The sequence below is a fragment of the Enterococcus sp. C74 genome, from assembly GCF_040887125.1.
GTDB classification, from domain to species: domain Bacteria; phylum Bacillota; class Bacilli; order Lactobacillales; family Enterococcaceae; genus Enterococcus_B; species Enterococcus_B hirae.
The window spans coordinates 1-20,134 of the sequence record NZ_JBFOFA010000013.1 but is presented as its reverse complement, the minus strand read 5'-3'; the positions used below and the strand labels follow the sequence as shown (position 1 = coordinate 20,134).

General features: G+C 33.7%; 21 protein-coding genes and 1 pseudogene. 2 read left to right on the top strand and 20 right to left on the bottom strand.

What is annotated here, in order from left to right:
- Nucleotides 1-230: 230 nt before the first annotated feature.
- Both AB3H93_RS12995 and AB3H93_RS12990 read left to right on the top strand, forming a co-directional pair.
- Nucleotides 231-908 carry a hypothetical protein gene (locus AB3H93_RS12995; protein ID WP_368020670.1) on the top strand — a complete coding sequence of 226 codons (678 nt, stop codon included), beginning with the start codon at nt 231-233 and terminating at the stop codon, nt 906-908.
- A gap of 188 nt (nt 909-1,096) precedes the next feature.
- Nucleotides 1,097-1,359 (top strand): annotated as a pseudogene (locus AB3H93_RS12990) (hypothetical protein).
- Nucleotides 1,360-1,428: 69 nt separating this feature from the next.
- Here AB3H93_RS12990 and AB3H93_RS12985 read toward each other — a convergent pair.
- From AB3H93_RS12985 to AB3H93_RS12890, 20 genes are all read right to left on the bottom strand, one after another.
- Nucleotides 1,429-1,785 carry a type II toxin-antitoxin system PemK/MazF family toxin gene (locus AB3H93_RS12985; protein ID WP_368020669.1) on the bottom strand — a complete coding sequence of 119 codons (357 nt, stop codon included), beginning with the start codon at nt 1,783-1,785 and terminating at the stop codon, nt 1,429-1,431.
- 3 nt (nt 1,786-1,788) lie between these two features.
- Nucleotides 1,789-2,010, bottom strand: a complete 222-nt coding sequence (locus AB3H93_RS12980; protein WP_010738575.1) for a hypothetical protein — start codon at nt 2,008-2,010, stop codon at nt 1,789-1,791.
- A gap of 548 nt (nt 2,011-2,558) precedes the next feature.
- Nucleotides 2,559-2,825, bottom strand: coding sequence for a type II toxin-antitoxin system RelE/ParE family toxin (locus tag AB3H93_RS12975; protein WP_161440314.1), 267 nt, complete (start codon nt 2,823-2,825; stop codon nt 2,559-2,561).
- Nucleotide 2,826: 1 nt separating this feature from the next.
- Nucleotides 2,827-3,048: a type II toxin-antitoxin system RelB family antitoxin gene (gene relB, locus AB3H93_RS12970; protein ID WP_096708555.1), complete on the bottom strand. Its 222-nt coding sequence runs from the start codon at nt 3,046-3,048 to the stop codon at nt 2,827-2,829.
- A gap of 102 nt (nt 3,049-3,150) precedes the next feature.
- Nucleotides 3,151-3,810: a hypothetical protein gene (locus tag AB3H93_RS12965; protein WP_368020668.1), complete on the bottom strand. Its 660-nt coding sequence runs from the start codon at nt 3,808-3,810 to the stop codon at nt 3,151-3,153.
- Nucleotides 3,811-4,127: 317 nt separating this feature from the next.
- Entirely contained in the window at nt 4,128-4,610 is a 483-nt protein-coding gene (locus tag AB3H93_RS12960; protein WP_229065697.1) for an LPXTG cell wall anchor domain-containing protein, read from the bottom strand.
- A gap of 367 nt (nt 4,611-4,977) precedes the next feature.
- Nucleotides 4,978-5,481 carry a SpaA isopeptide-forming pilin-related protein gene (locus AB3H93_RS12955; RefSeq protein WP_368020677.1) on the bottom strand — a complete coding sequence of 168 codons (504 nt, stop codon included), beginning with the start codon at nt 5,479-5,481 and terminating at the stop codon, nt 4,978-4,980.
- 6 nt (nt 5,482-5,487) lie between these two features.
- Nucleotides 5,488-5,823 (bottom strand): collagen binding domain-containing protein, encoded by a 336-nt coding sequence (locus tag AB3H93_RS12950; RefSeq protein WP_368020667.1) that lies wholly within the window; start codon nt 5,821-5,823, stop codon nt 5,488-5,490.
- A gap of 201 nt (nt 5,824-6,024) precedes the next feature.
- The gene (locus AB3H93_RS12945; protein WP_010720568.1) at nt 6,025-6,411 is read right to left on the bottom strand and encodes a hypothetical protein; all 387 of its coding nucleotides are present in this window, start codon (nt 6,409-6,411) and stop codon (nt 6,025-6,027) included.
- A gap of 37 nt (nt 6,412-6,448) precedes the next feature.
- Complete coding sequence (locus tag AB3H93_RS12940) at nt 6,449-8,917, bottom strand: SNF2-related protein (protein ID WP_368020676.1); 2,469 nt, start codon at nt 8,915-8,917, stop codon at nt 6,449-6,451.
- Between the two features lie 3,041 nt (nt 8,918-11,958).
- A complete protein-coding gene (locus AB3H93_RS12935) occupies nt 11,959-12,294 on the bottom strand; it encodes a TnpV protein (RefSeq protein WP_181916679.1) in 336 nt (111 codons plus the stop codon).
- A gap of 701 nt (nt 12,295-12,995) precedes the next feature.
- A complete protein-coding gene (locus AB3H93_RS12930) occupies nt 12,996-13,754 on the bottom strand; it encodes a Fic family protein (RefSeq protein ID WP_181916680.1) in 759 nt (252 codons plus the stop codon).
- Nucleotides 13,755-13,805: 51 nt separating this feature from the next.
- Nucleotides 13,806-14,075: a Txe/YoeB family addiction module toxin gene (locus AB3H93_RS12925; RefSeq protein WP_104761971.1), complete on the bottom strand. Its 270-nt coding sequence runs from the start codon at nt 14,073-14,075 to the stop codon at nt 13,806-13,808.
- On the bottom strand, nt 14,060-14,314 hold the full coding sequence (locus AB3H93_RS12920; protein ID WP_104761970.1) for a type II toxin-antitoxin system Phd/YefM family antitoxin: 255 nt from the start codon (nt 14,312-14,314) through the stop codon (nt 14,060-14,062). Before AB3H93_RS12920 ends, AB3H93_RS12925 begins: the two co-directional genes overlap by 16 nt.
- A gap of 114 nt (nt 14,315-14,428) precedes the next feature.
- Nucleotides 14,429-14,896 (bottom strand): EF0163 family protein, encoded by a 468-nt coding sequence (locus tag AB3H93_RS12915; RefSeq protein WP_368020675.1) that lies wholly within the window; start codon nt 14,894-14,896, stop codon nt 14,429-14,431.
- A gap of 18 nt (nt 14,897-14,914) precedes the next feature.
- On the bottom strand, nt 14,915-16,078 hold the full coding sequence (locus AB3H93_RS12910) for a glucosaminidase domain-containing protein (protein ID WP_248255340.1): 1,164 nt from the start codon (nt 16,076-16,078) through the stop codon (nt 14,915-14,917).
- Nucleotides 16,079-16,088: 10 nt separating this feature from the next.
- Complete coding sequence (locus AB3H93_RS12905; protein ID WP_081115473.1) at nt 16,089-17,297, bottom strand: DUF3991 domain-containing protein; 1,209 nt, start codon at nt 17,295-17,297, stop codon at nt 16,089-16,091.
- Nucleotides 17,298-17,354: 57 nt separating this feature from the next.
- Entirely contained in the window at nt 17,355-19,301 is a 1,947-nt protein-coding gene (gene mobP2, locus AB3H93_RS12900; RefSeq protein ID WP_368020666.1) for a MobP2 family relaxase, read from the bottom strand.
- Nucleotides 19,301-19,675: a hypothetical protein gene (locus tag AB3H93_RS12895; RefSeq protein ID WP_002334431.1), complete on the bottom strand. Its 375-nt coding sequence runs from the start codon at nt 19,673-19,675 to the stop codon at nt 19,301-19,303. Before AB3H93_RS12895 ends, mobP2 begins: the two co-directional genes overlap by 1 nt.
- On the bottom strand, nt 19,659-19,946 hold the full coding sequence (locus AB3H93_RS12890) for a hypothetical protein (RefSeq protein WP_161645545.1): 288 nt from the start codon (nt 19,944-19,946) through the stop codon (nt 19,659-19,661). The genes AB3H93_RS12895 and AB3H93_RS12890 overlap by 17 nt, the downstream gene beginning before the upstream one ends.
- Nucleotides 19,947-20,134 lie beyond the last annotated feature (188 nt).

Sequence of the window (20,134 nt, the reverse complement as noted above, 5' to 3'; positions counted from 1 at the left end):
ATAAAATAAAAAGAAAAAGAAAAAATAAAAAAGATAGGTACTGCTCATTGATGAAGTTTCAAGCAGTACTTATCTTTTTCATTTGACATATAGATGTTATACTCAAGACGTAGTTACGATAGCATTTTTTGTCTGTTTCTGAAGCAAATTTAGGGGCTATGTTTACGCATAGCTTTTTTCATTAATAGCATATCATTTGATAAATTGCTAATATATTAAATGAAGAGGAAGTGAATAAGTTGTTAGTAGAAGCTGTTCATGTTCAACCAGCACATGGAAGAATAAATGATTCCGTCTACTTAAAAAATAAGAAATTTACTTTTCGTGTAGCTGAAAAATTAGAAAAAAAGATTCTAAAGGGAATGCTTGTGTATTCTAAAGATGGTCAATTGGTTTATGTAAAAAACATAATTACTGGTAGATCCGAAGAAGAAGAAAATAAGTATGCTGCGATTATTAGTAAAATTTTTAATGAAACACCGAGTATTCTCCCTGTAAAAAAAGGAGAAAAGTTACCTAAAATACGATTCATAAACAAAAAGACAATTTTTGAAGGGCTATTTTTAGAATTAAAAGATAAGACCTTACACAAAACCAAGCAAAAGGTTTATTTCAAAGCACCATCAACTGTTCATAAAAAAATTGGCATAGGAGATATTGTGATCTTTTCTGTTAAAGATAAAAAGTACCATGTATTAATTATCCAAGTCTACAAACCAACAGAATTGAATAAAGAAGTATCTTTCATTCAACCGAAATTTAAACCATTTTTTTTGAAAAAAGTTGCGAAAGGCTTTAAAAAAACAGACTATATCACTATATCAGGGGAAGAAAGTAGTGCAGCTTCTGATAAAAAGCAACAAATAAATCGTAAACGTCCGTTTACAATAAGAAAAACAAGCAAATAATAATTTATATTTAGTGATAAGATAAATAGTAGTAGATGTTCAATTGTTATTGTAGGTACTGCTTGTTAAAGAAGTTTCCAGCAGTGCTATATTTTTTCTATTATATAAGTGAGTTATACTAGTCCTGTAGTTAACTAATTAATGGTGATAAGTGATATTATTATGAAACTATATTAGGGGCGAGAAATGTGGAACATTTAGTAGGAGTATTAGACAAAATAAGAGTTATAAATATGATCCTCTAATGATCCGATTTACGTTAACTACTATTCACAAACCCTATTGTTGTATTGTGGCCAAAAAAGAGTTAGCGACGAAGATGCTAATGTTAGAGGACGGAAAATATAATGTAGTAGTTAACGGACACTACAATAGAATAAATCAGTTAGTTGTGTCATTATTCAATGTTAAAAATTCTGATCATATTACTAGGCTAATAGGTCTTCAGTGAAAATATATCTAATATTTTTGAGATTAATAAGTAATGAAAAAAACTCACCTATGTAGCAGGATGAGCTTTTTATTCTCCCAATAAAGTATCAAAGCTAAAAATCATGTTTATTGTTTGTGCTACTTGTCCAAGTTCTGACAATGTTGCTTTTTCTATTTTTTTCCAGTGGCGTGCTTTATAGTCTAAAGTTTTTACTTGTAAAGCATTGACATAACCTTTTATCTGATGATTTTCATTTAGTGGAATAAAATGTTCTTTTTTGGTGCTTGTGATTGGGCAAACAGCTACCAATCCAGTAACTAGATTATAGTTATCGGTGCTTACAACTAGAGCTGGTCGTCTTTTTTGAATTTCTCGTCCTGCACTGGGATTGAAATTTATAGTTATAATCTCCCCTTGTTTAGGAAATTCTTTAGGTTTATCCATTTTTTAAAGAATTTCCTTTCCAATGGGTTTATCGTCTGGGAATCCTGAACTTGCATCGATTTTTTTACCTGCAGCAGCTGCTGCATCAAAAATATTTGCTTGTTTTTTGATAAACGTGATTGAATCATCGTCTCCTTTAACAGCTAAGTAGTCAACATTTTCATTAATGCCGAACTTAGTTGGAACAGTTAAAACAATTGCATTTCCTTGTCGTCTAGTTTTCATAAAAAAACTCCTCTATTTAATTTATTACTATTATAATATAAGTTGTAAGTAAATACAATGTATTCATTTATGTGGTTATTCTTATAAAAAATAATCAGGCAGAAAATGTTCATAAAATCGTGATTTAATGATCGTGATTTATAATCAAAAAAGTAAAAAGTGTGAAATGTGATTACTCTCTTATTTGTTATATTTGTGATTGTAAAGGAGAGTGACAATAATGTATTACTACTACTTCGAGAAATTTACCAATCAACATTTTAGACATGCCATTCACACGAATGAGTGCCCGTTTTTAGCCTGTTGCCAAGATAGAGTACTAATAGGCTTTGAACTTTCCTACTATTCCGCTATGGTTACTGCCCAAAAGAAATATCCGTTAAACAATTTTTATGGCTGTCCCTACTGTTGTCGTGCAAGCTATGTCAAATGACTTTTTTACATGCTCCTTCTAGAAAAAAAGTTACACATATCAGAATATAGAAAAAATAAAGGGTCAGAAACTTTTAAGTTTCTGGCCCTTTAACAAAATTATATCGACATGTCTATTACTTATATATTTCGCTTCTATGACCAATTGATAAGATAAGAATCGTCACTTCTTGCTCACTAATATCAGCTATTATACGATATGCACCTACTCTATATCTCCAATATCCTGATTTATTAGCTGTTAGTCCTTTCCCATGTCTTCTTGGATCGTCTGTGCCAACAAGATTTTTCTCAATCCAGTTCAGGATAACTTTTGCTTGAAATTTATCCATTTTTTTTAATGCTTTTTGCGCTTCTCGTTCATATCGTACTTGATAGGTCATCTTATAATCCTAACTCTTTTAGCATTTCTTCATGAGAAATGCTTTGATCATTTTTCTCATGATCTTTCATTAGTTTTTTATAGGTTTCAAAGTCTACTAATGACTCAGCTGATTGTAAAGAATTACTGCGCATAAATTCAGAAATATTGTCTCCATTAAAGTTAGCAACTTTTTCAAGAAAATCTTTTTCTTCGTTAGATACTCGAATACTGATTACTGGCATAGTTATCAACTTCCTTTCAAACCTATTGTAATACAATTGTATTACAATCTCAAATTGAAAGTACGATTGAACCTCTCGTAGTCATGAGAGGTTCAAAATATCTTATTGACTTGTTTTTCTTATCGTAAACGGACGTTTACGATTTGTTTGTTGATTTTGATTAGAAGTTACAATATTCTCTTCCTTTGGTATAGTAATATAGTCTGTTTTTTTGAAGCCTTTCGCAGCTTTTTTTAAAAAGAATGGTTTGAATTTCGGTTTGATTAAAGATACTTCTTTATCCAATTCTGTTGGTTTGTAGACTTGGATAATTAATACATGGTACTTTTTACCTTTAATAGAAAAGATCACAATATCTCCTATGCCAATTTTCTTATAGATAGTTGGTGGTACTTTGAAATAAACCTTTTGCTTGGTTTTGTGTAAGGTCTTATCTTTCAATTCTAAAAATAGCCCTTCAAAAATTGTCTTTTTGTTTATGAATCGTATTTTATCTCCTTTTTTTACAGGGAGAATACTCGGTGCTTTATTAAAAATTTTACTAATAATCGCAGTATACTTATTTTCTTCTTCTTCAGATCTACCAGTAATTATGTTTTTTACATAAACCAATTGACCATCTTTAGAATACACAAGCATTCCCTTTTGAATCTTTTTTTCTAATTTTTCAGCTACACGAAAAGTAAATTGCTTATTTTTTAAGTAGACGGAATCATTTATCCTTCCATGTGCTGGTTGAACATAAACAGCTTCTACTAGCAACTAATTCACTTCCCCTTCATCAAATATATTGGCAACTTACCAAAGAATATGCTATGAATGAAAAAAAGCTATGCGCAAACATAGCTCCTAAAATTGTTTCAGAAACAGATAAAAAATGCTATCGTAACTACGTCTTGAGTATAACATCTATATGTCAAATGAAAAAGATAAGTACTGCTTGAAACTTCATCAATGAGCAGTACCTATCTTTTTTATTTTTTCTTTTTCTTTTTATTTTAAATTTTTTGAAATGGTTAAAACTATTTTTTTGTTATATTTGTATCATCCAATATTCTTAAAACTTTATAATCTCTATATCATTTCACGTAGTCATCAAATAATTTATTTGGTGACTTCTCTCTTTTGTTAGCTAAAATAGCACATCCTATTCCACTCATAACAACGATTCCTCCAATCAAAGTCACCCATCGATTCGTTTTATCATTTGTTTTTGGAAAATACGTATGGTTTCCATTCACAGATAGTTTTTTAGGTTCTTGTTTTTTTGTTTCCTGATAATTGTCTACGACTGTTTGATTCTTACTAGCACCCGAGGAACGATTTTCGTTAAAAATTTTACTAATAATCGCAGTATACTCGTTTTCTTCTTTTTCGGATCTACCACTAATTATATTTTTAACATAAACCAATTGACCATCTTTAGAATACACAAGCATTCCCTTTTGAAGCTTTTTTTCTAATTTTTCAGCTACACGAAAAGTAAATATCTTATTTTTTAAGTAGACGGAATCATTTATTCTTCCATGTGCTGGTTGAACATGAACAGCTTCTACTAACAACTCAGTCACTCCCCCTTCATTTAATATATTGGTAATTTATCAAATGATATACTATGAATAAAAAAAGCTATGCGTAAACATAGCTCAGAAAATTACTTCAAAAACAAATAAAAAATGCTACCTTACTGCATCTTGAGTATAACATCTATATACCAAATTAATAAAGATAGGTACTGCCTGAAACTTCACTAACGGACAGTACCTATAAAGCCTATAGTATGGACGTTTATCAATACTATTTTATCAAAAAAATCTTGTTTTTCAACCATTCTTATTTTTTATCTTTTTTTGATTAAAAATAAGAATAAAATTACTGTTTTTCTTCATATAATGATTTTATACAAATTTCAATCTACATCTTCCATTATTATCTATCTCGGTCATCAACCGTTTGGGTTGATGACTTCTTCTTTTTTAAAGAAAATATCCCAACACTAACTACTAGAAAAATCCCTCCACCAATCCAAGTTAACCATTTATTTGTTTTCTCACTTGTTTTTGGCAAATAAGTACGCTTGCCATCCACAGAAGATTTTTTCTCTTTAGGATTGTTTGTTTGATTATATTTAGCCATTGATATTGTATACTTACTACTATTGGATAAATTGTTTTTAGTTGGTATTCCTTCATTCTTATTCGTTGGATTTACTGGTGTATCTTGCGATTCTTTCACATTGTATTTTGTTACATTGACAACGGTTGTATCCGAATCAATAGTAAAAACAACTGGTGTGTTATCCAAACGATAACCATTTGGCGCTTTAGTTTCTATTAGTTGATAGTTACCATTAGCTAACCCTTTTAGGAAAATAACCCCATTTTTATCTGTCACTAAACCACTTTGAAGAACTTTGCCATCTTCATTCCTCAGTTCAAATTATGCACCAGACAATAGCTGTTCCGTTTGACGATCACGTTTTTCTAAACGAACACTCTTTTCTTCTGGTGTGTTTTCCTTTGTCACTTCCACATTCTTATGGCTCATGTCTTTGGTGATTTCAAACTTAATAGGTGTAGTATCTATCTCATAGCCTTTAGGTGCTTGTGTTGCAACTAATTGATAGTGTCCTACTTTTAATCCTGAAATAGATAAGTGACCGAAATTATCTGTTACTAAGTTTTCTTGCAAAGTATGACCATCTTTATCTTGTAGTTCAAAAACTGCGCCTGCAAGAGTTTTTCCTGTTTCACTGTCTACTTTTGTTAATAACACACTACCTGGTACAACTTTATTTTTCTTCGTTAATTGTACAGAATCCTGTTTTCCTTTTTCAACAGTAAATGGGATTGGCGTGCTATCCTTTTCATAGCGTTTCAGCCGAATAGATTTTCTTTCCCTTTTCTTCCCAAGAATGATTGTTTAACATATTTCTTCTCCTTCCCTGTATATAAATAAAATAGAAATGTAGGAATCCTACATTTCTATTTCTCTATCCTCAAAAAAATTGTGATCTTCATACTGAACAATATCGTCTGATAAAATTTTTAAGTCAAACGTTCTATCATCGATCACAAATACAATATCTTCTTTTACATTTCCTTCAAAAAAACTTACAGGTGCGCTTAATTCATTATCAAACCACAACATTTTATCATCTTTTATACTAAAATAATTTCGAACTTCATCAGTAGTCCAGAAACAAATAATCTTGGAATCTTTTAATGTTTCAGGAATATCAAACTCTTCAAGGTCTCGTTCATCAACAATTGCTACATCTGATTCCGGAATGAGCAATATTCCGTCTTCTGTAGCTTCTAATCTAGTTAAAATATCTTTTATTGAAAGAGTTTCTTTTGTCATTTTATTTACCTCCAAAATAATAGAAATGTAGGAGTCCCTACATTTCTATTTCTTCTATATTGTATTCTTCTGTATAGCGTTCTTCTTCATATTCCACAGTTTCTTCTATTTCATCAGTCACTGATTGTGAGCCTTTCTTCTTACTTAGTGAACACTCAATTTCTGTGTTAATTCTTGTTTGTTCTGCTACTTTTTCTTTTAGTTCTTGTTCTTGTGAAAAAGGTTGACCAAGTTGTTGTTTTGCTATTTCTAACTTTTCTTCCGTTTCTTTTAGTTGTTCTTGTTTTTCTAATATCCGTTCAGGCAATTTTTGAACAATATTTTCAATCCGACGAACCATTCCAATACCTGCTTGTGGATCAATCAACGTTGTATAACGTCCACCTTCAGACTGCAATTTCATTTCAAGCTGTCCATACTGCATTTCACTACGTTTTAGATGGATACTAAAACCTTGATAAGCACCCACTTCTACAAATTCTTCAGAACGATTATAAGCTTGGCACAACTGTTCAAGCTTTTGCGTAGCTTCCGTTCGAGAATCATAAGTCATGTTCAATAATTGAACTTGAAATTCATTATTAGAATATTGTTTTGACAATTCGACATCTTTTTCCAATTGGGTAATCGAATGTTTAATTTCTTGCATTTTTTTCGGATAATTTTGTTCTACATTTCTTTTTAGACTTTCTTGTTCATTCAAGAAAGCAGATTGCAACATCCGCAAACGGCTAATCTCATTGTCCAATTTCATCTTCTCTGCAATCAATGGATTTCCTGTTGCTAATGCTTTAACTTCGGAAGCGTCTAGCACTGTTTCGGATAATTCATCAACGCTTCGAGAAATAGCTTTACCAGACATGACTTGAGAAATATACGTTTGCTTTTGTTCCTGAATTTGCCATAAGAAACTATCAAACGTTCCTTTCGTCACATAACGATAGATTTGAACTTTTTTATTCTCATTTCCTTGTCGAATAATTCGACCATCACGCTGCTCGATATCTGACGGACGCCAAGGACAATCAATATGGTGAGCCGCAATCATTTTGTTTTGGATATTTGTTCCTGTCCCAACTTTACTTGTGCTTCCCAACATAATACGAATCGAGCCTTTTCTCATTTTCTCAAACATCGCTTCTCGTTGTTTATCATTTTTAGCGTCATGAATAAACACAATCTCTTCTTCTGGGATTCCCTTATCCATCAATAATCGTTTCATTTCATCATAAACATTAAATTTTTTTGGATTTGGTGTACCAGAATCAGAAAAAATCATTTGCGTGGAACGAGCTGCTTCTGTTTCTTTCCAAATCGCAAATACTTTATTGGCACAAGTAGCTAACTTCGTTTGCTTCAATTCGTCAGAATCATATTTTTCTTCATCATAGTCTTCCAATAAACGTGGATCTAAAGCCATGAGTTTTGCTTCATTCGTGATTTTCAACATATTGTCTTCTTCTGGCATTACTTTTTTTTCACGTACTGCCATCGCACGATCACCAAGTTCTTCCACCTTATCTTTTTGATACTGAATTGGTTCAGTGACAACAATTTGTGCTTTTCCAGTTTTTAATTTAGGCACAGGAAGTTTTAACATATCAGGTGTTTGGATATCCGCTACCAAATTAAACATAGTCATCAATTCAGGTAAGTTGTGAAATTTGGCAAAACGATTCTTCATCTGATAACCACTACCTTCAGGATTAATCTCTAAAGAAGAAATAATCTCGCCAAAAGTAGAAGCCCATGCGTCAAAATGACTGACACCATATGCTTCTAATATATCGGGTTGAAGATATTTCTGCATTGTAAACATTTCAGACATCGAGTTGGAAATCGGCGTTCCTGTCGCAAAAACAACCCCTCGTTGATTATTTTCTTCTAACAGATATTTGACCTTCATTTCCATATCACTGGCACGTAAACTATTGGAAGAGTTCACTCCTGCCACATTGGATAGTTTCGTATAAGAATAAAGGTTCTTATAAACATGCGCCTCGTCAACAAATAAGAAGTCCACTCCTAAATCTTCAAAATAAATCATATGATCTTTCTTATCTTGTTTATTTAATTTCTCAAGTCTTTCGTTTAATCGTTTTTCAAAAGAAATCATCTGTTTGATTGACCAAGATTCTTCTTCGTTATTCATTTGATATTCCGCAACTGCTTCAGAAACTCGATCAATTTCTTCTTGTAACATTTTCTTTTGCCGTTCTGGCGATAACGTGATTTTTTCAAATTGACTATGACCAATAATAACGGCGTCATATTCTCCTACAGCAATTCGAGAAACAAACTCTTTGCGTTTACTTTTCTCAAAATCTTTTTTTGTGGTAATCAATACTTTTTGGGCAGGATAAAAGCGTAATAATTCTGTCCCAAAATCTCCCACTAAATGATTAGGCACAACGTACAATGGTTTCTTGATCAGTCCATGTTCTTTCATCATCATTCCTGCTGTAATCATGGAAAGTGTTTTTCCTGCCCCTACAGAATGTGCCATTAACGCTCTTCCTTCATGTAGAATACGCGCGACCACATTTTGTTGCGCAGGGCGTAAAGTGATTTTTTGATTCAAACCAGGAAACTCTAGTTTGCTGCCATCATAAGTCCTTGACACAATTCGATTGAACCGTTCTTCATAGATTGCATGTAATTCTTCCAATACCTCACTATGATTCATCACCCAACTTTTAAAGGTTTCTTGTAGCTCTTCTTGTTTCGTACGTGCATACATCGTTTCTTTTGGATTGAGTTCGTATCGTTTCTTACCGTCATTATCAATCACTCGGTCTCGTACTTCCACTTTTAAAAGATTTAAACTATTTTCCAAAATCAAATACGCATTTGCACGCTTTGTCCCATATTTATTGGTTGTTAACGCATTTTCGTCTCTACTTTTTCCACGAATAAAATATTTAGAAGCATAGGAATCATACTCTAGTTGAATAATCCCGCTTCTCTGCATGTATTGAGGTGTTTCAAATAATTCATACATAAACGATTGATAAATTTCAGTTGGAATCCATGTAGCTCCCAATGAATAGTCAATATCTCCAGCTTTTAATGGTGTTGGTTGTGATTGTTCAAGTGCTGACACGTTTTTTTGAAAAATTTCTGGATACGATTCAATCGCTAATTTTGCTTCCACTAATTTCTGTTTGACATCTCCGCTGAGATATTCTTCACGTGTTTCCCAAACATTACCATAAATATCACCTTGATACTTCGTAGGATTGATAAAAATCGAATCCTCTAATTCGTCAATGATCGTTTCTTTGTCTTTTGGATAAATAGACATCATATAATCGAGATCTACTTTCATTTGTCGATTAATTGACAATTGTAGAGCTTCTTGAGCTGTATCTACTTGAGTGATTTCTTCTATTTGTCGAATCGTTGCTTGAAAGAAGATATCTCCCTTTCGAACTGTGCCATCTTCTTGAACCTCTTCAATCGACTTTAACAACGGATAATACTCATCACGATCAAATATTTTACCTACTTTATTTATCGAACCATAGGTAGCTACAAATCCATCATAACAATCATTAAGCTGATTTAAAGAAGCTTGTAATTCTTCCTGTGTATATTCTGTATTTCGTTGTAACTCAATGACTGAAAGCAAAGCTTCTTTAATTTCAATCAATCGTTTCATTTGTTCTGTGGACTTTTTAGAACCCGCATACTTTTCTAATTCTCCAGCATCATTGAAGAAAATTTCGTCACCAATGACTCCATAATTGAACATTGGAATTTCTTTCTCTAACCCTTCTTTTTCTACCGAAACTAAATCAATCACTTCTGTTTCCGTTGAAATGGCTAATTGACCATTAAAATTCAAAAATGCTTGGTTTAAATAATCAATTAAGTCTCCTTCATGTGATTTGACTATTAGGGTTTGTCCTCTGAAGTTCTTGACAGCTAATTCTCCTAAAACCATTTCTTTGTGTCGAATAAAATAATTATTCATACTTACTTCTGGTATTTCTGGATCTGTTCCAGTAAATACCCAGCTAGGAGAGTATTCTAATTCTCGTTCAAAATTTTTTTGGAAGAAAAGAATATCTGTCACAACATCCGTTCCTGCAATCTTCTTAAACGCATTACTTGGTAAGCGAACAGCACCTAATAAATCAGCTTTTTCAGCATATTCTCTTCTAATAGAAGAATCTGATTTGTCCATTGTCGACATCGACGTAATAACTGCTACAATTCCGCCTTCTTTTGTGCTATCAAGGGCTTTTTTAATAAAGTAATCATGAATCGCATATTTTTTAGAATAGTTTTCATCTTCAATTTTGAAGTTGTCAAAAGGAATATTACTAATGACTAAGTCAAATTTATCTTTATTTAAAGGAGTTTTCTCAAAACCTGTAATTTCAATATTCGCGTCAGGGTGCAATTGTTGCGCAATTTTCCCAGTAATTGGGTCTAATTCCACCCCATAAAGTGTGGAATTTTCTTTGATTGTTTTTGGCATAGCCGAAAAGAAATTCCCTGTTCCTGTCGAAGGATCTAAAATTGTGCCACCTTTAAAGCCCATCGCTTCAATTTTTTGATAAATTGCTTGAATAATACGTGGATCAGTATAATAAGCAGTCAATACGCTTTCTCTAGCTGCTCGATAGTCCTCTGCAGATAACAAAACTTTCAACTGATTCCGTTCACTTAAATATTGGTCATCACGTTCATCAAAAATCGCTGCCAAACCACCCCAACCGACATATTTTGCAAGAACTTCTCGTTCTTTGTCAGTAGCGATTCGTCCAGGTATCTGACTAATTTCTTTCGATAACCGAATCGCTTCAAGATTTGCTTTGATTTTTTCTCTCGCTTTACTAGGATAAAATTGAACAACGTCTATATTTTCAAAAGAAAAACCGTTTGTTTTATTCCGATAAATTTGTTCAAACATTGTTTCGTCATGATTGATTGTCTCTTTTTTAGCTTCTATTTTCGGAATAAATGCTACTTCTGTCCCATATCCTTCAGTTATAACAGGTTTTCCTTCTGTTTTTATCTCTTCTAAATCAAATAGCGTTAATTCCTCTGCTTCAGTATCCATTTGGCTTAACTCTTCTTTAACTGATTCTTCTTTCTTTGATTGCACAAGTTTAAGTTCTTCTTCAGTTAGATACTCATTTTGACGAATTAACAAACCAATACGTTCCTCAACTTCCGACCATTTCATCACACGCTCATAGTCTTCATTATTGATTTTTTTAATTACTGTAATTCCTTTGCTTGGACGACAATCCATCATCGAAAAAGAAGAACCCTGAATATCTAAAGTAGAACCTGACCAACCATATTCATCTTTTAAAAAAGAAGCTCTTTCCTTTTTGGAAAGGGTTCGTTGATATAAATGGTAAATGCGTATTTTTCCACCTTCAACGCCTGATCCACGTCTCAATATGTTGTTTAGCTCTTCCTCTGTAAAATCTGGAGTAATTTCTTCGTAATCATGATTTTTTTCAACAAAAAAAGACTCCGAAGATTGTTTTTCTTCCAAGTCTTTTATATCTATATTAGATTTTACCTCTATAGAATCTCGCTCATTGCGAGTTCGATTGCTTGTTCCCGAAATTGCGTTCGTATCTTCGACGCTTCCTCGAAATTCGCTTGTTGGGCTGATGTCAGTGGATTGGCTTCTTCCAACGCTTCCATCAATTCGCTTACTCTGTTCCACACTTTTTTGTTGATCTCGTGTCCCCACTTCATCAAATCGCCCTCGACTAGTTTGATTTGATACTCCACGGGATTCTCTTCCTGTAATTTGGCTACAGCTATTTTCCCGAATCTCCCCAGTGGATAATTGGGATACTCGACTTCTGGTATCAATTGACCTGTCTCGTTCTCGTAATATTTTAGACTCATGTTCATTCATCCTCTCTCTTTTATAAACTAAAATTTCTTTACTAATTAGTCGGTTTACTTCATTTGCATAATTCATTACTTTAAAAAAGTTAGGCAAACTTTGTAACATAGTGAATTCTTGTTCGGTTATATCAATTACTTCAGAACCAATACTCTTATTTTTTGCCAAAAATAAACCAATTTCTATAGATAGTCTACGAATATCTGGTTCTTCAGTAAAATCAACTGTTTCATCAATTAAATCTTCTATCTCTTGGCTAACTAAAAGATTCCAGTCGTTCTTTTCTAACGTATAATCTGGAAAATCAAGTTTTTTTCCATCTGTTTGAGAAAGATCAAAATAATGTTTTATATTTATTTTCCCTGTTGACTGGCTAAGAACAGCAATAGACTTTTCTCCTTTTTTAACAAATCGTCCTAATTTTTTCCACGTATCAAAATCAGCGATATGAGTAGCATTCGGCTTCTGTCCGTAAATAAATATTTGTTCATAAATATCGTATTTATGAAATATCTGAACTTGGTTGAAAAAATCAAATAAACTGTTCTTATCAGAAACAACCAATAGAAATGTCTCCTTGAATAAATTTCCTAATTCCTTGTATTTTTGATAATTCATAGTTTTCCTCCCAAAAAGATAAAAGAAGGAGGAGCGGATACGCCCCTCCTTAGAAAAGGCGTACCCTTTTCTATTCAATTTTTTATAACTCTAAATCGTGTTCCTGTACTTTTTCTTTTTCAATGAATTGTTCTTGGCGCTTTTCTTCCTTGGCCATTTGTTCAAGTGCATACTTCATTAGCCCTCTGACATTTTGTTCAGCTAATAACTCCAGATATTGACCTTTGTCTTCCGTTTGAATCACTAAAGGTGGAAATCCCTCTTTGAGTAAAGAATAATTCATAACCAATCGCCCCGTACGTCCATTACCATCACTAAATGGGTGGATACGTTCAAATTGGATATGCGAATCCAAAATTGCTTCAAGTTGCTCGCCTTCAGTTGTAGAAACAGCTAACCGGTAATTCAGGTTATCAATAAGTTGTTGCATTAAAAACGGAGTTTCCTGCGGTGAAGCTGTATCAAAATCTGCCCCTAATATCGCATTTTCATTCGATTTGAATCGACCACGATCAACAATTAATTTATCCATTAGTCGTTCATGGATATCTTTAACTAAAGAAATGGATAATTCTTCGTTCTCTTGTACTTTTTCCAGCATTAATGCAAAAGCACCTCTATGATTTTCAACTTCAAATAGCTCACGTAGTGAAGTTCTTTCGGGAACCGTATTATGCAAAATGATAGAAACAGTTTGAGGTAAAGATATCGTATTTCCCTCAATAGCACTTGAATGATAAGCTAATCGAACTAAAATATCATCTAAGTATTCTGAAGGGAATTGCTGGTTATGAAATTGATTACGCGCGATAGAATACTCATCGTAAAAATTATAAGTCATTTTCTCACCTCTAACTTTCTTTGGGAGTTACATGGTGCTAGTATATTTTTTCTAATTTAATCCACGTTCATAATGTGACCATACAGAAAGGATAACTACCACATTTTCTTTTATATCTACGCTATAAACTAATCGGTGCTGTATATTAATTCTTCTTGAATAATATGGAACACCAACTAATTTTTCATATGGTGGTGGAGTTTGAAAAGGATTTTCTCGAATCACTTGAATCAGTTCATCAAATTTTTTATGCAATCCTGCTGCTTTCAATTTTGGTAAATCCTTTTTGGCATTTTTCTTAATCTCTATAGTGAATCCCAATCAATTTCACCTAGCTCTTCTGTGCCTTCATTTTCGTGACGTTTAATTTGATCAAGAACCCCTGTATTTTGTAAAAATAATGTTTCTTGAATCGCATTCCAATCAGATTTACTGATCATAACGACACTCTCATTCTCATTTTTTGTATTGATAATTTCTACAGGTTGATTATCAGAAACAACGTGCCTAATCAACCCATAAATATTATTACGAGCATTTGTCGGTGTAGTGACTTCCATTATGTTCACATCCTTTTATGTTTATTCATCCCTGATTATAGCGTACGCTTTAACGTTCGTCAACGTTTTGGTTATAGAAAATAAATGAACATAGAAATTGTTTAAATTAAGAATTTAATGTACATGAAGTTGTTCATAGCGAAAATTATCAATTTTATATTGTCCATCTTCTTCAACCAGTTGAACAACAAATAGGACTTCGTTTTTCACACCACGACTATCTTCTTCACCCAATAATGCATATTGTTTTTCGCTATCTGTGTCTTGAAACACTTTGATAATTTTTCCTACACTACGAAATTTAGCATCTAAATCCACATTAATGCCATTTTCTTCTTGACATTTTTCTGTCATATATTCTTTTACGGATTGATTCCGCTCTTTTAATGAATTGAAATTTAAAAATTTATTGCCAAATGCTAATAACATAGGACGTGGATTTTCGGGCTCTTTACTTGTTTCAGTCGTTTTATCTTCCAAAACCATTGTTGACTGACTGGTAGTTGTTTCTGTTACTTTCATTTCCTCTTTTTTATGACAGCCCGAAAGAAAAAGAACCGCTAGTAAACTGAGTAATATCACTTTTTTCAATCTTTTCTCCTACTTTCCACTTTGTTGTAAATAAGGTAATGGATCTAACCAAACACCATCATTTTTAAATGCTGAAGCTTGGGCGGCATACCAATCGCTCTTAGTAAATCCTAAGTGTAAATGTGCCGTATCTCTTATTCCTATTACTTGTCCTGCTTTGACTTTATCTCCCACTTTAACACGTGCATTTGAAGGAGAAGAACCAAATTCCTGATACACCATACTTAAATCACCATCCTTTATAACAATGACACATGAACCCAATGCTGCAATACTTGGATTACCAGCAAATACGACAGTTCCTGCATGAACCGCATGTATCTCATTTCCAGGGTGATCAACCGATCCAAAATCTAAGCCATTATGGAAACCATTCACGCGAAATTCTCCTCCAGGATTTTTTCCAAAAAGTTGTCCTCCCAAAAATGAACTTCGATCTAAACTTGATCCAGGAAACGGATTGTACCATCCACCACCTAAACTACCAGTACTTCCGCCACTAGAAGTTGAACCAATACTTCCCCATTTTTTGATCGCAAATTCATCGTATTCAGTTAGATTATAGGATTTAATAATTCCCATAGCTCCTTGATAATATGCGCTTCCTTCGGTAATTCCTGCTGCTGCATACCCACCTCTACCTAGAATTAAAAGGCATTGTCCAGGATCTTTATTTCCCACACACGCATTGAAGTTGGATTGAGTAGCCACCATGTAACCATAATATGCATAACATGCTTTTGCATCAGGAAATTTCATGTAATTTCCTCCCTCACTTCCTCCGACACCTCTTGCACTCCCTTTAGGGTAAGGACAACCTGAATACCAGGTTATCCCAAAATAATTATGATCATTTTTTCCAGAATACGATTGTCCATAAGCACTTTCCCATCCTAATTGCGAAAGAATGACTGAAGGTAATAATTTGTATTTTACTGCCGCTCCTACCGCATATCTCGCGTGTTCATCTGTAATGGGGCCTCTTCCTTTAATTTCCTCAAAAATAGGTAAATCTTCCGTATACTCTCCGGTAAACATTCCTTCTGAGCAAGAACTTACTTCTTCTGTTGCCCCTACTGAACCAATCATTTGTATCATCATATTTAGCATAATAAAAAAAGGTAAAAGCAATAGAAGAAGACCTGAACCAAACACCATTAATTTCCATTTCATTCAGATACCTCTACGCTTGTTCCATCACATTATCTTCTTTGACTATCATGGACTGTTCTACTACGTTATCTTTTTCAGTTACTATGGAGCGTTCCACCACGTTGTCTTCTTTAGCCGATATAGATCGTTCCATCAAGTTGTCTTCTTGAACCATCATGGATCGATCGATAGTTTTCAAATGATTGGTTTCTTTTAATAAATCATTGTAGTCAAAGGATTCAGACTTCCCCAATTGTGATACCGGCAATTCTTGACGAACATTATAGTTGATAAATGTTTCTGAATATCCCTTTTGTGCCAAATACTTCTTAAAACGATCGACAAAGTCTCGTCCTGCTTCATCATTATTCACACACAATGAAATACGTGGGACGATCGTTTTCTTCCCTTCTGCCATCTTCCGATTGGATTCTAATACTTTTCTAAAATAGGATTCTACAACTTGATGCTTCAAACCTGACATGGCACAAAAATCAGTATTTATTAATACTTTTTTCGCACCAAAATATCTTTCTTTATATAAAGAAAGATAACTCATCACTTCAATCGGTGCTTCAAATACTTTTAATTCTCCAGTAGGAATTTTCGAGTTTAAACTAGCAAAAAACATCGCATCTTTTTGATTCCCTGGGTGTTGGAAAAGAAAATAAGGACGATCCTTGATCAACCGTTTTTCTTCTGGTAAATAACGTGTTCCTCTTAATTCCACGCCCACCACTGTAGGATTCATGATTTGGGTTCGATCAAAAAATTTGAAAATAATATTTTGATAGCGATCTTCACCAATTAGATTGGCTTGATTAAATAAGGTCACAATCGTTGGGTCGATTTCTCGTTCTTTGGTCAAATAAGAAAACACTTCTGAAAAATTGGACTGTTCTTTAATGTCTCGTTGATAGTTTAACGGTTCATTCTCCTTCACTTGATAATCAGCTTCAGACAACACCTTGACTTCACTGCCTAAAATATCGCCAATGGCTTCTTCAAAAGAAAAATCATAAAGTTTCATCGCTAATATGATACAGTTATTGACCGCAGGTTGATCGATCTCTTTATTGAAAAACATCACTTTTCGACGACTATCATATACCCAACTAGAATGTTCTGTATGACGATAATAGTTGCCTTGGCGTTGGAAAGTTTCTCCTTTTGAGATCATATATTCCAAAATATCTGAATTACGTGCTTCCTTTATTTGATTTGGTGAATAGTAACTCATCTAACATCCTCCTTTAGTAATAAAAAAAGAACAACTTCAATAAAAGTTGTTCACTCGTCAAACGGATAGATCTAAAATGTTTCGTTCATAAAAGCGTTCATTTCGCCATTGTTCTGTATTCTCTCGCAATACACGTTGAAGTTGATACACTTGTTTTCGTTTGGCTACTTCTTTCTGCCATTGCTTTTGTAACATGGCACGTTCTTTTTTGGATAATGGAAAACGCCGTTTCTTCGTCCATTTCGCTTGTTTTTCAGATGATTCTTTTGTTCGTTGATACATGGAACGCACCTCTTCAGCCTGACCTTGGAATAAATGGTCATAAGAATCTTCTGTTGGTATGGATTGTTCCAATGATTGAAAATAACGGTGCCATTCTTCCGCTGTTGGTGGTTCATTTTCTTTATGTTGGAAAGGATTGTTTTCAATTTTCTCCACTGATTCTTTCAAACTTTTTACAAATTCCTTTTGGTATTCTGATACTTTAGAACTTTTTGGTAAACACTGATCGATAAAGTATTCGGTTTGTTCATCAAATACTTGTTCTGTGATCGTTTCTTGTCTCGAACTTATTAGAATCATTTTTTTCAACATCGGAGGAAAATTGCTTTCTTCTACTTCCTGAATGGTCATTCTTTGGGTATTACTTGTGCGAAGTTTCCATTCCTTTTTTAATTCTCGTTTGTATTGTTCACGTTCATCGGGTTCTTCCTCGATTACATTCATTTTTTCTTCTTCCGTACGAATATAAGCCAACAAACTTTCCAAAACTGGAGGCTCGTTGGCTCGGTGTCGTGCAGGATTATTTACAATTCGTTCAAGTGCAAGTTGAAAAGCTTCAGTCGTTTTTGTCTGATTCTCTTCTGTGATTTTGTCACGATCAATTGACTGATCTTCCATCATCATCTCTCCTAATGAACCGCTGACTTGTCTTTTTTTAGGAACGAGATCCATCGCTTGGATTTCTTTTAAAATATGGTTTCCTAGACGTGTGTATAAGGTATGCAATTTATTTTCAGAACTATTCCGACCTTCTCCAAATCCAGACTCTTCTTCTGACTGAATATATGCTTGTCGATCCATCATTTCTTGATACAACTCAGGAAAATTTTGGTCGATAAAAGACTGGATCACTTTGTCTAATTCTTTTTTAAATCCATATTTTTCTGCGTAACCATATTTCTGGTAACCTTTTTGTTCGGGCAATTTTTCAGCCACACGTTGTAAATCCATAACCATATGGTTCAATTGTTCTTGTCCTTGTTCGGAACGTATTCCCTCAATCATTACTTTACGCAACACATCAATTTTCGCACGTTCTTTTTGTAAACCTAACAATTGATTGGCAAAAACTGATTTCATTTTACGCATGATCTTACGCGAACGATATCCTTTGACCTCAGTAACCAACTCACCTGTTTCTGGATCGACAAACCTTTTCTTCTCTCGAGTCGGATAAGGTTCGACAGTCGCTACATGGACATGAATATTATCTGTATTGTAATGGATAGAAGCTGTCCACACAGCGGAATCTGTCATTCCTTCTTCTGATAACATCGTAGCCATCGCTAATCGAATGGCTTCATGAATTTTTTCTTCTTTTAATTGATTCGTTCGTTCATCTAAGTAGCCATGTTGAACCAGCCATTGATTATCAAATGAAAAAACATCTTGCCACATGACACTTCCATTTTTAGCGGCGGCGGTAAATTGTTCTTTCATTCTTTTTAAATCTTCTTCATTTAATTGGTGTTTATCTGTGGAAAATAAGCGAGACGTTTTGACAGGATTCGCCATATAATGAATGTACCCTTCTAATGTTTCGTCTTCGTCTCCTTCATACGCCGCGCTCGTCCCTTCTCTATTCGTAAAAGCAGAGTAGGCCTCATAAGCTTCATTACGAACAGCTTCTTCTCGATCCATATAATCGATGTAAGACTGAAATGCAGACGAACCTGGTCGAGCAAATTTTCCAGTCATAATAATCCCAGGAGACGACCCCATCAGTCATTCACTCGCTGTTCAAAGTGATGAAAAATCTCTTGATTCCGTTTCATCTCTAAATGATTTTCTGCTTCTCTTAAAATATGATTGGGCTCTTGATCAGACGATTTCATTTTGGGAAAATCTTCGTAATGAAGTCGTGTGTTTTCAATTTCGTAAACCACATTCATTTTGTTTTCTAAATTTCGCAACAAACTTTTTCGCAAGCGACGTTCTTCATCTAATTCTTCTTGTAGTTGTTCGATCATTTTTTCTTGTGCTAAGTAACGATCCGCTAAAATATTTACCACACCAGTTTTCGTTCCACCAAATTTCCCTAACAGCTCATTTAATAAATCTTCTGTACGATGGTTAGGATTAATTGAAAATGTCATTGATGTTTTCCTCCCTTATTGGTTCTTGGACTAAAGGGATTAGTCCTTGTTGAACATTTAATAAATACGCTTGTGTGTTTAAATCTAAGTGGGCGATTACATCATCCATTATCGCCTTCATTCGTAATTCTGTTTCGAGTACTGCTTCAAATTTTCCTGCATCACGAATAAATTCCTTTAACATTTCTGAGCGACTACGATTTGATTTTTTACAAAATGCTTCAAAACGATCCCACTCTTCTTTATTCACATTTTTAATTTTTATATCCATTAATCATCTTCTCCTTTTAAACCTCATAGTCGACAAAAATTGACGAAATTTTTCTCCTTTGTTCGATAAAAAATAATAGATTCCATAAAAAATACAACCCATAAAAATAAAAAGGATCAATAAACACAATACGAATCGAATCAATGATCTCCCTCTCTTTCGTTCTAAAATGTAATTTGCCATTACTA

Bases quoted from the DNA above. Each gene is read 5' to 3' on its own strand.
- AB3H93_RS12920 (WP_104761970.1), bottom strand. From the start codon at position 14,314: ATGGAAGTCACTACACCGACAAATGCTCGTAATAATATTTATGGGTTG.
- AB3H93_RS12935 (WP_181916679.1), bottom strand. From the start codon at position 12,294: ATGAGTCTAAAATATTACGAGAACGAGACAGGTCAATTGATACCAGAA.
- AB3H93_RS12975 (WP_161440314.1), bottom strand. From the start codon at position 2,825: ATGACCTATCAAGTACGATATGAACGAGAAGCGCAAAAAGCATTAAAA.
- AB3H93_RS12930 (WP_181916680.1), bottom strand. From the start codon at position 13,754: ATGACTTATAATTTTTACGATGAGTATTCTATCGCGCGTAATCAATTT.
- AB3H93_RS12910 (WP_248255340.1), bottom strand. From the start codon at position 16,078: ATGAAATGGAAATTAATGGTGTTTGGTTCAGGTCTTCTTCTATTGCTT.
- AB3H93_RS12985 (WP_368020669.1), bottom strand. From the start codon at position 1,785: ATGGATAAACCTAAAGAATTTCCTAAACAAGGGGAGATTATAACTATA.
- AB3H93_RS12945 (WP_010720568.1), bottom strand. From the start codon at position 6,411: ATGACAAAAGAAACTCTTTCAATAAAAGATATTTTAACTAGATTAGAA.
- AB3H93_RS12980 (WP_010738575.1), bottom strand. From the start codon at position 2,010: ATGAAAACTAGACGACAAGGAAATGCAATTGTTTTAACTGTTCCAACT.
- AB3H93_RS12895 (WP_002334431.1), bottom strand. From the start codon at position 19,675: ATGACATTTTCAATTAATCCTAACCATCGTACAGAAGATTTATTAAAT.
- AB3H93_RS12940 (WP_368020676.1), bottom strand. From the start codon at position 8,917: ATGGCACATTCTGTAGGGGCAGGAAAAACACTTTCCATGATTACAGCA.
- relB (WP_096708555.1), bottom strand. From the start codon at position 3,048: ATGCCAGTAATCAGTATTCGAGTATCTAACGAAGAAAAAGATTTTCTT.
- mobP2 (WP_368020666.1), bottom strand. From the start codon at position 19,301: ATGGGGTCGTCTCCTGGGATTATTATGACTGGAAAATTTGCTCGACCA.
- AB3H93_RS12905 (WP_081115473.1), bottom strand. From the start codon at position 17,297: ATGAGTTACTATTCACCAAATCAAATAAAGGAAGCACGTAATTCAGAT.
- AB3H93_RS12890 (WP_161645545.1), bottom strand. From the start codon at position 19,946: ATGGATATAAAAATTAAAAATGTGAATAAAGAAGAGTGGGATCGTTTT.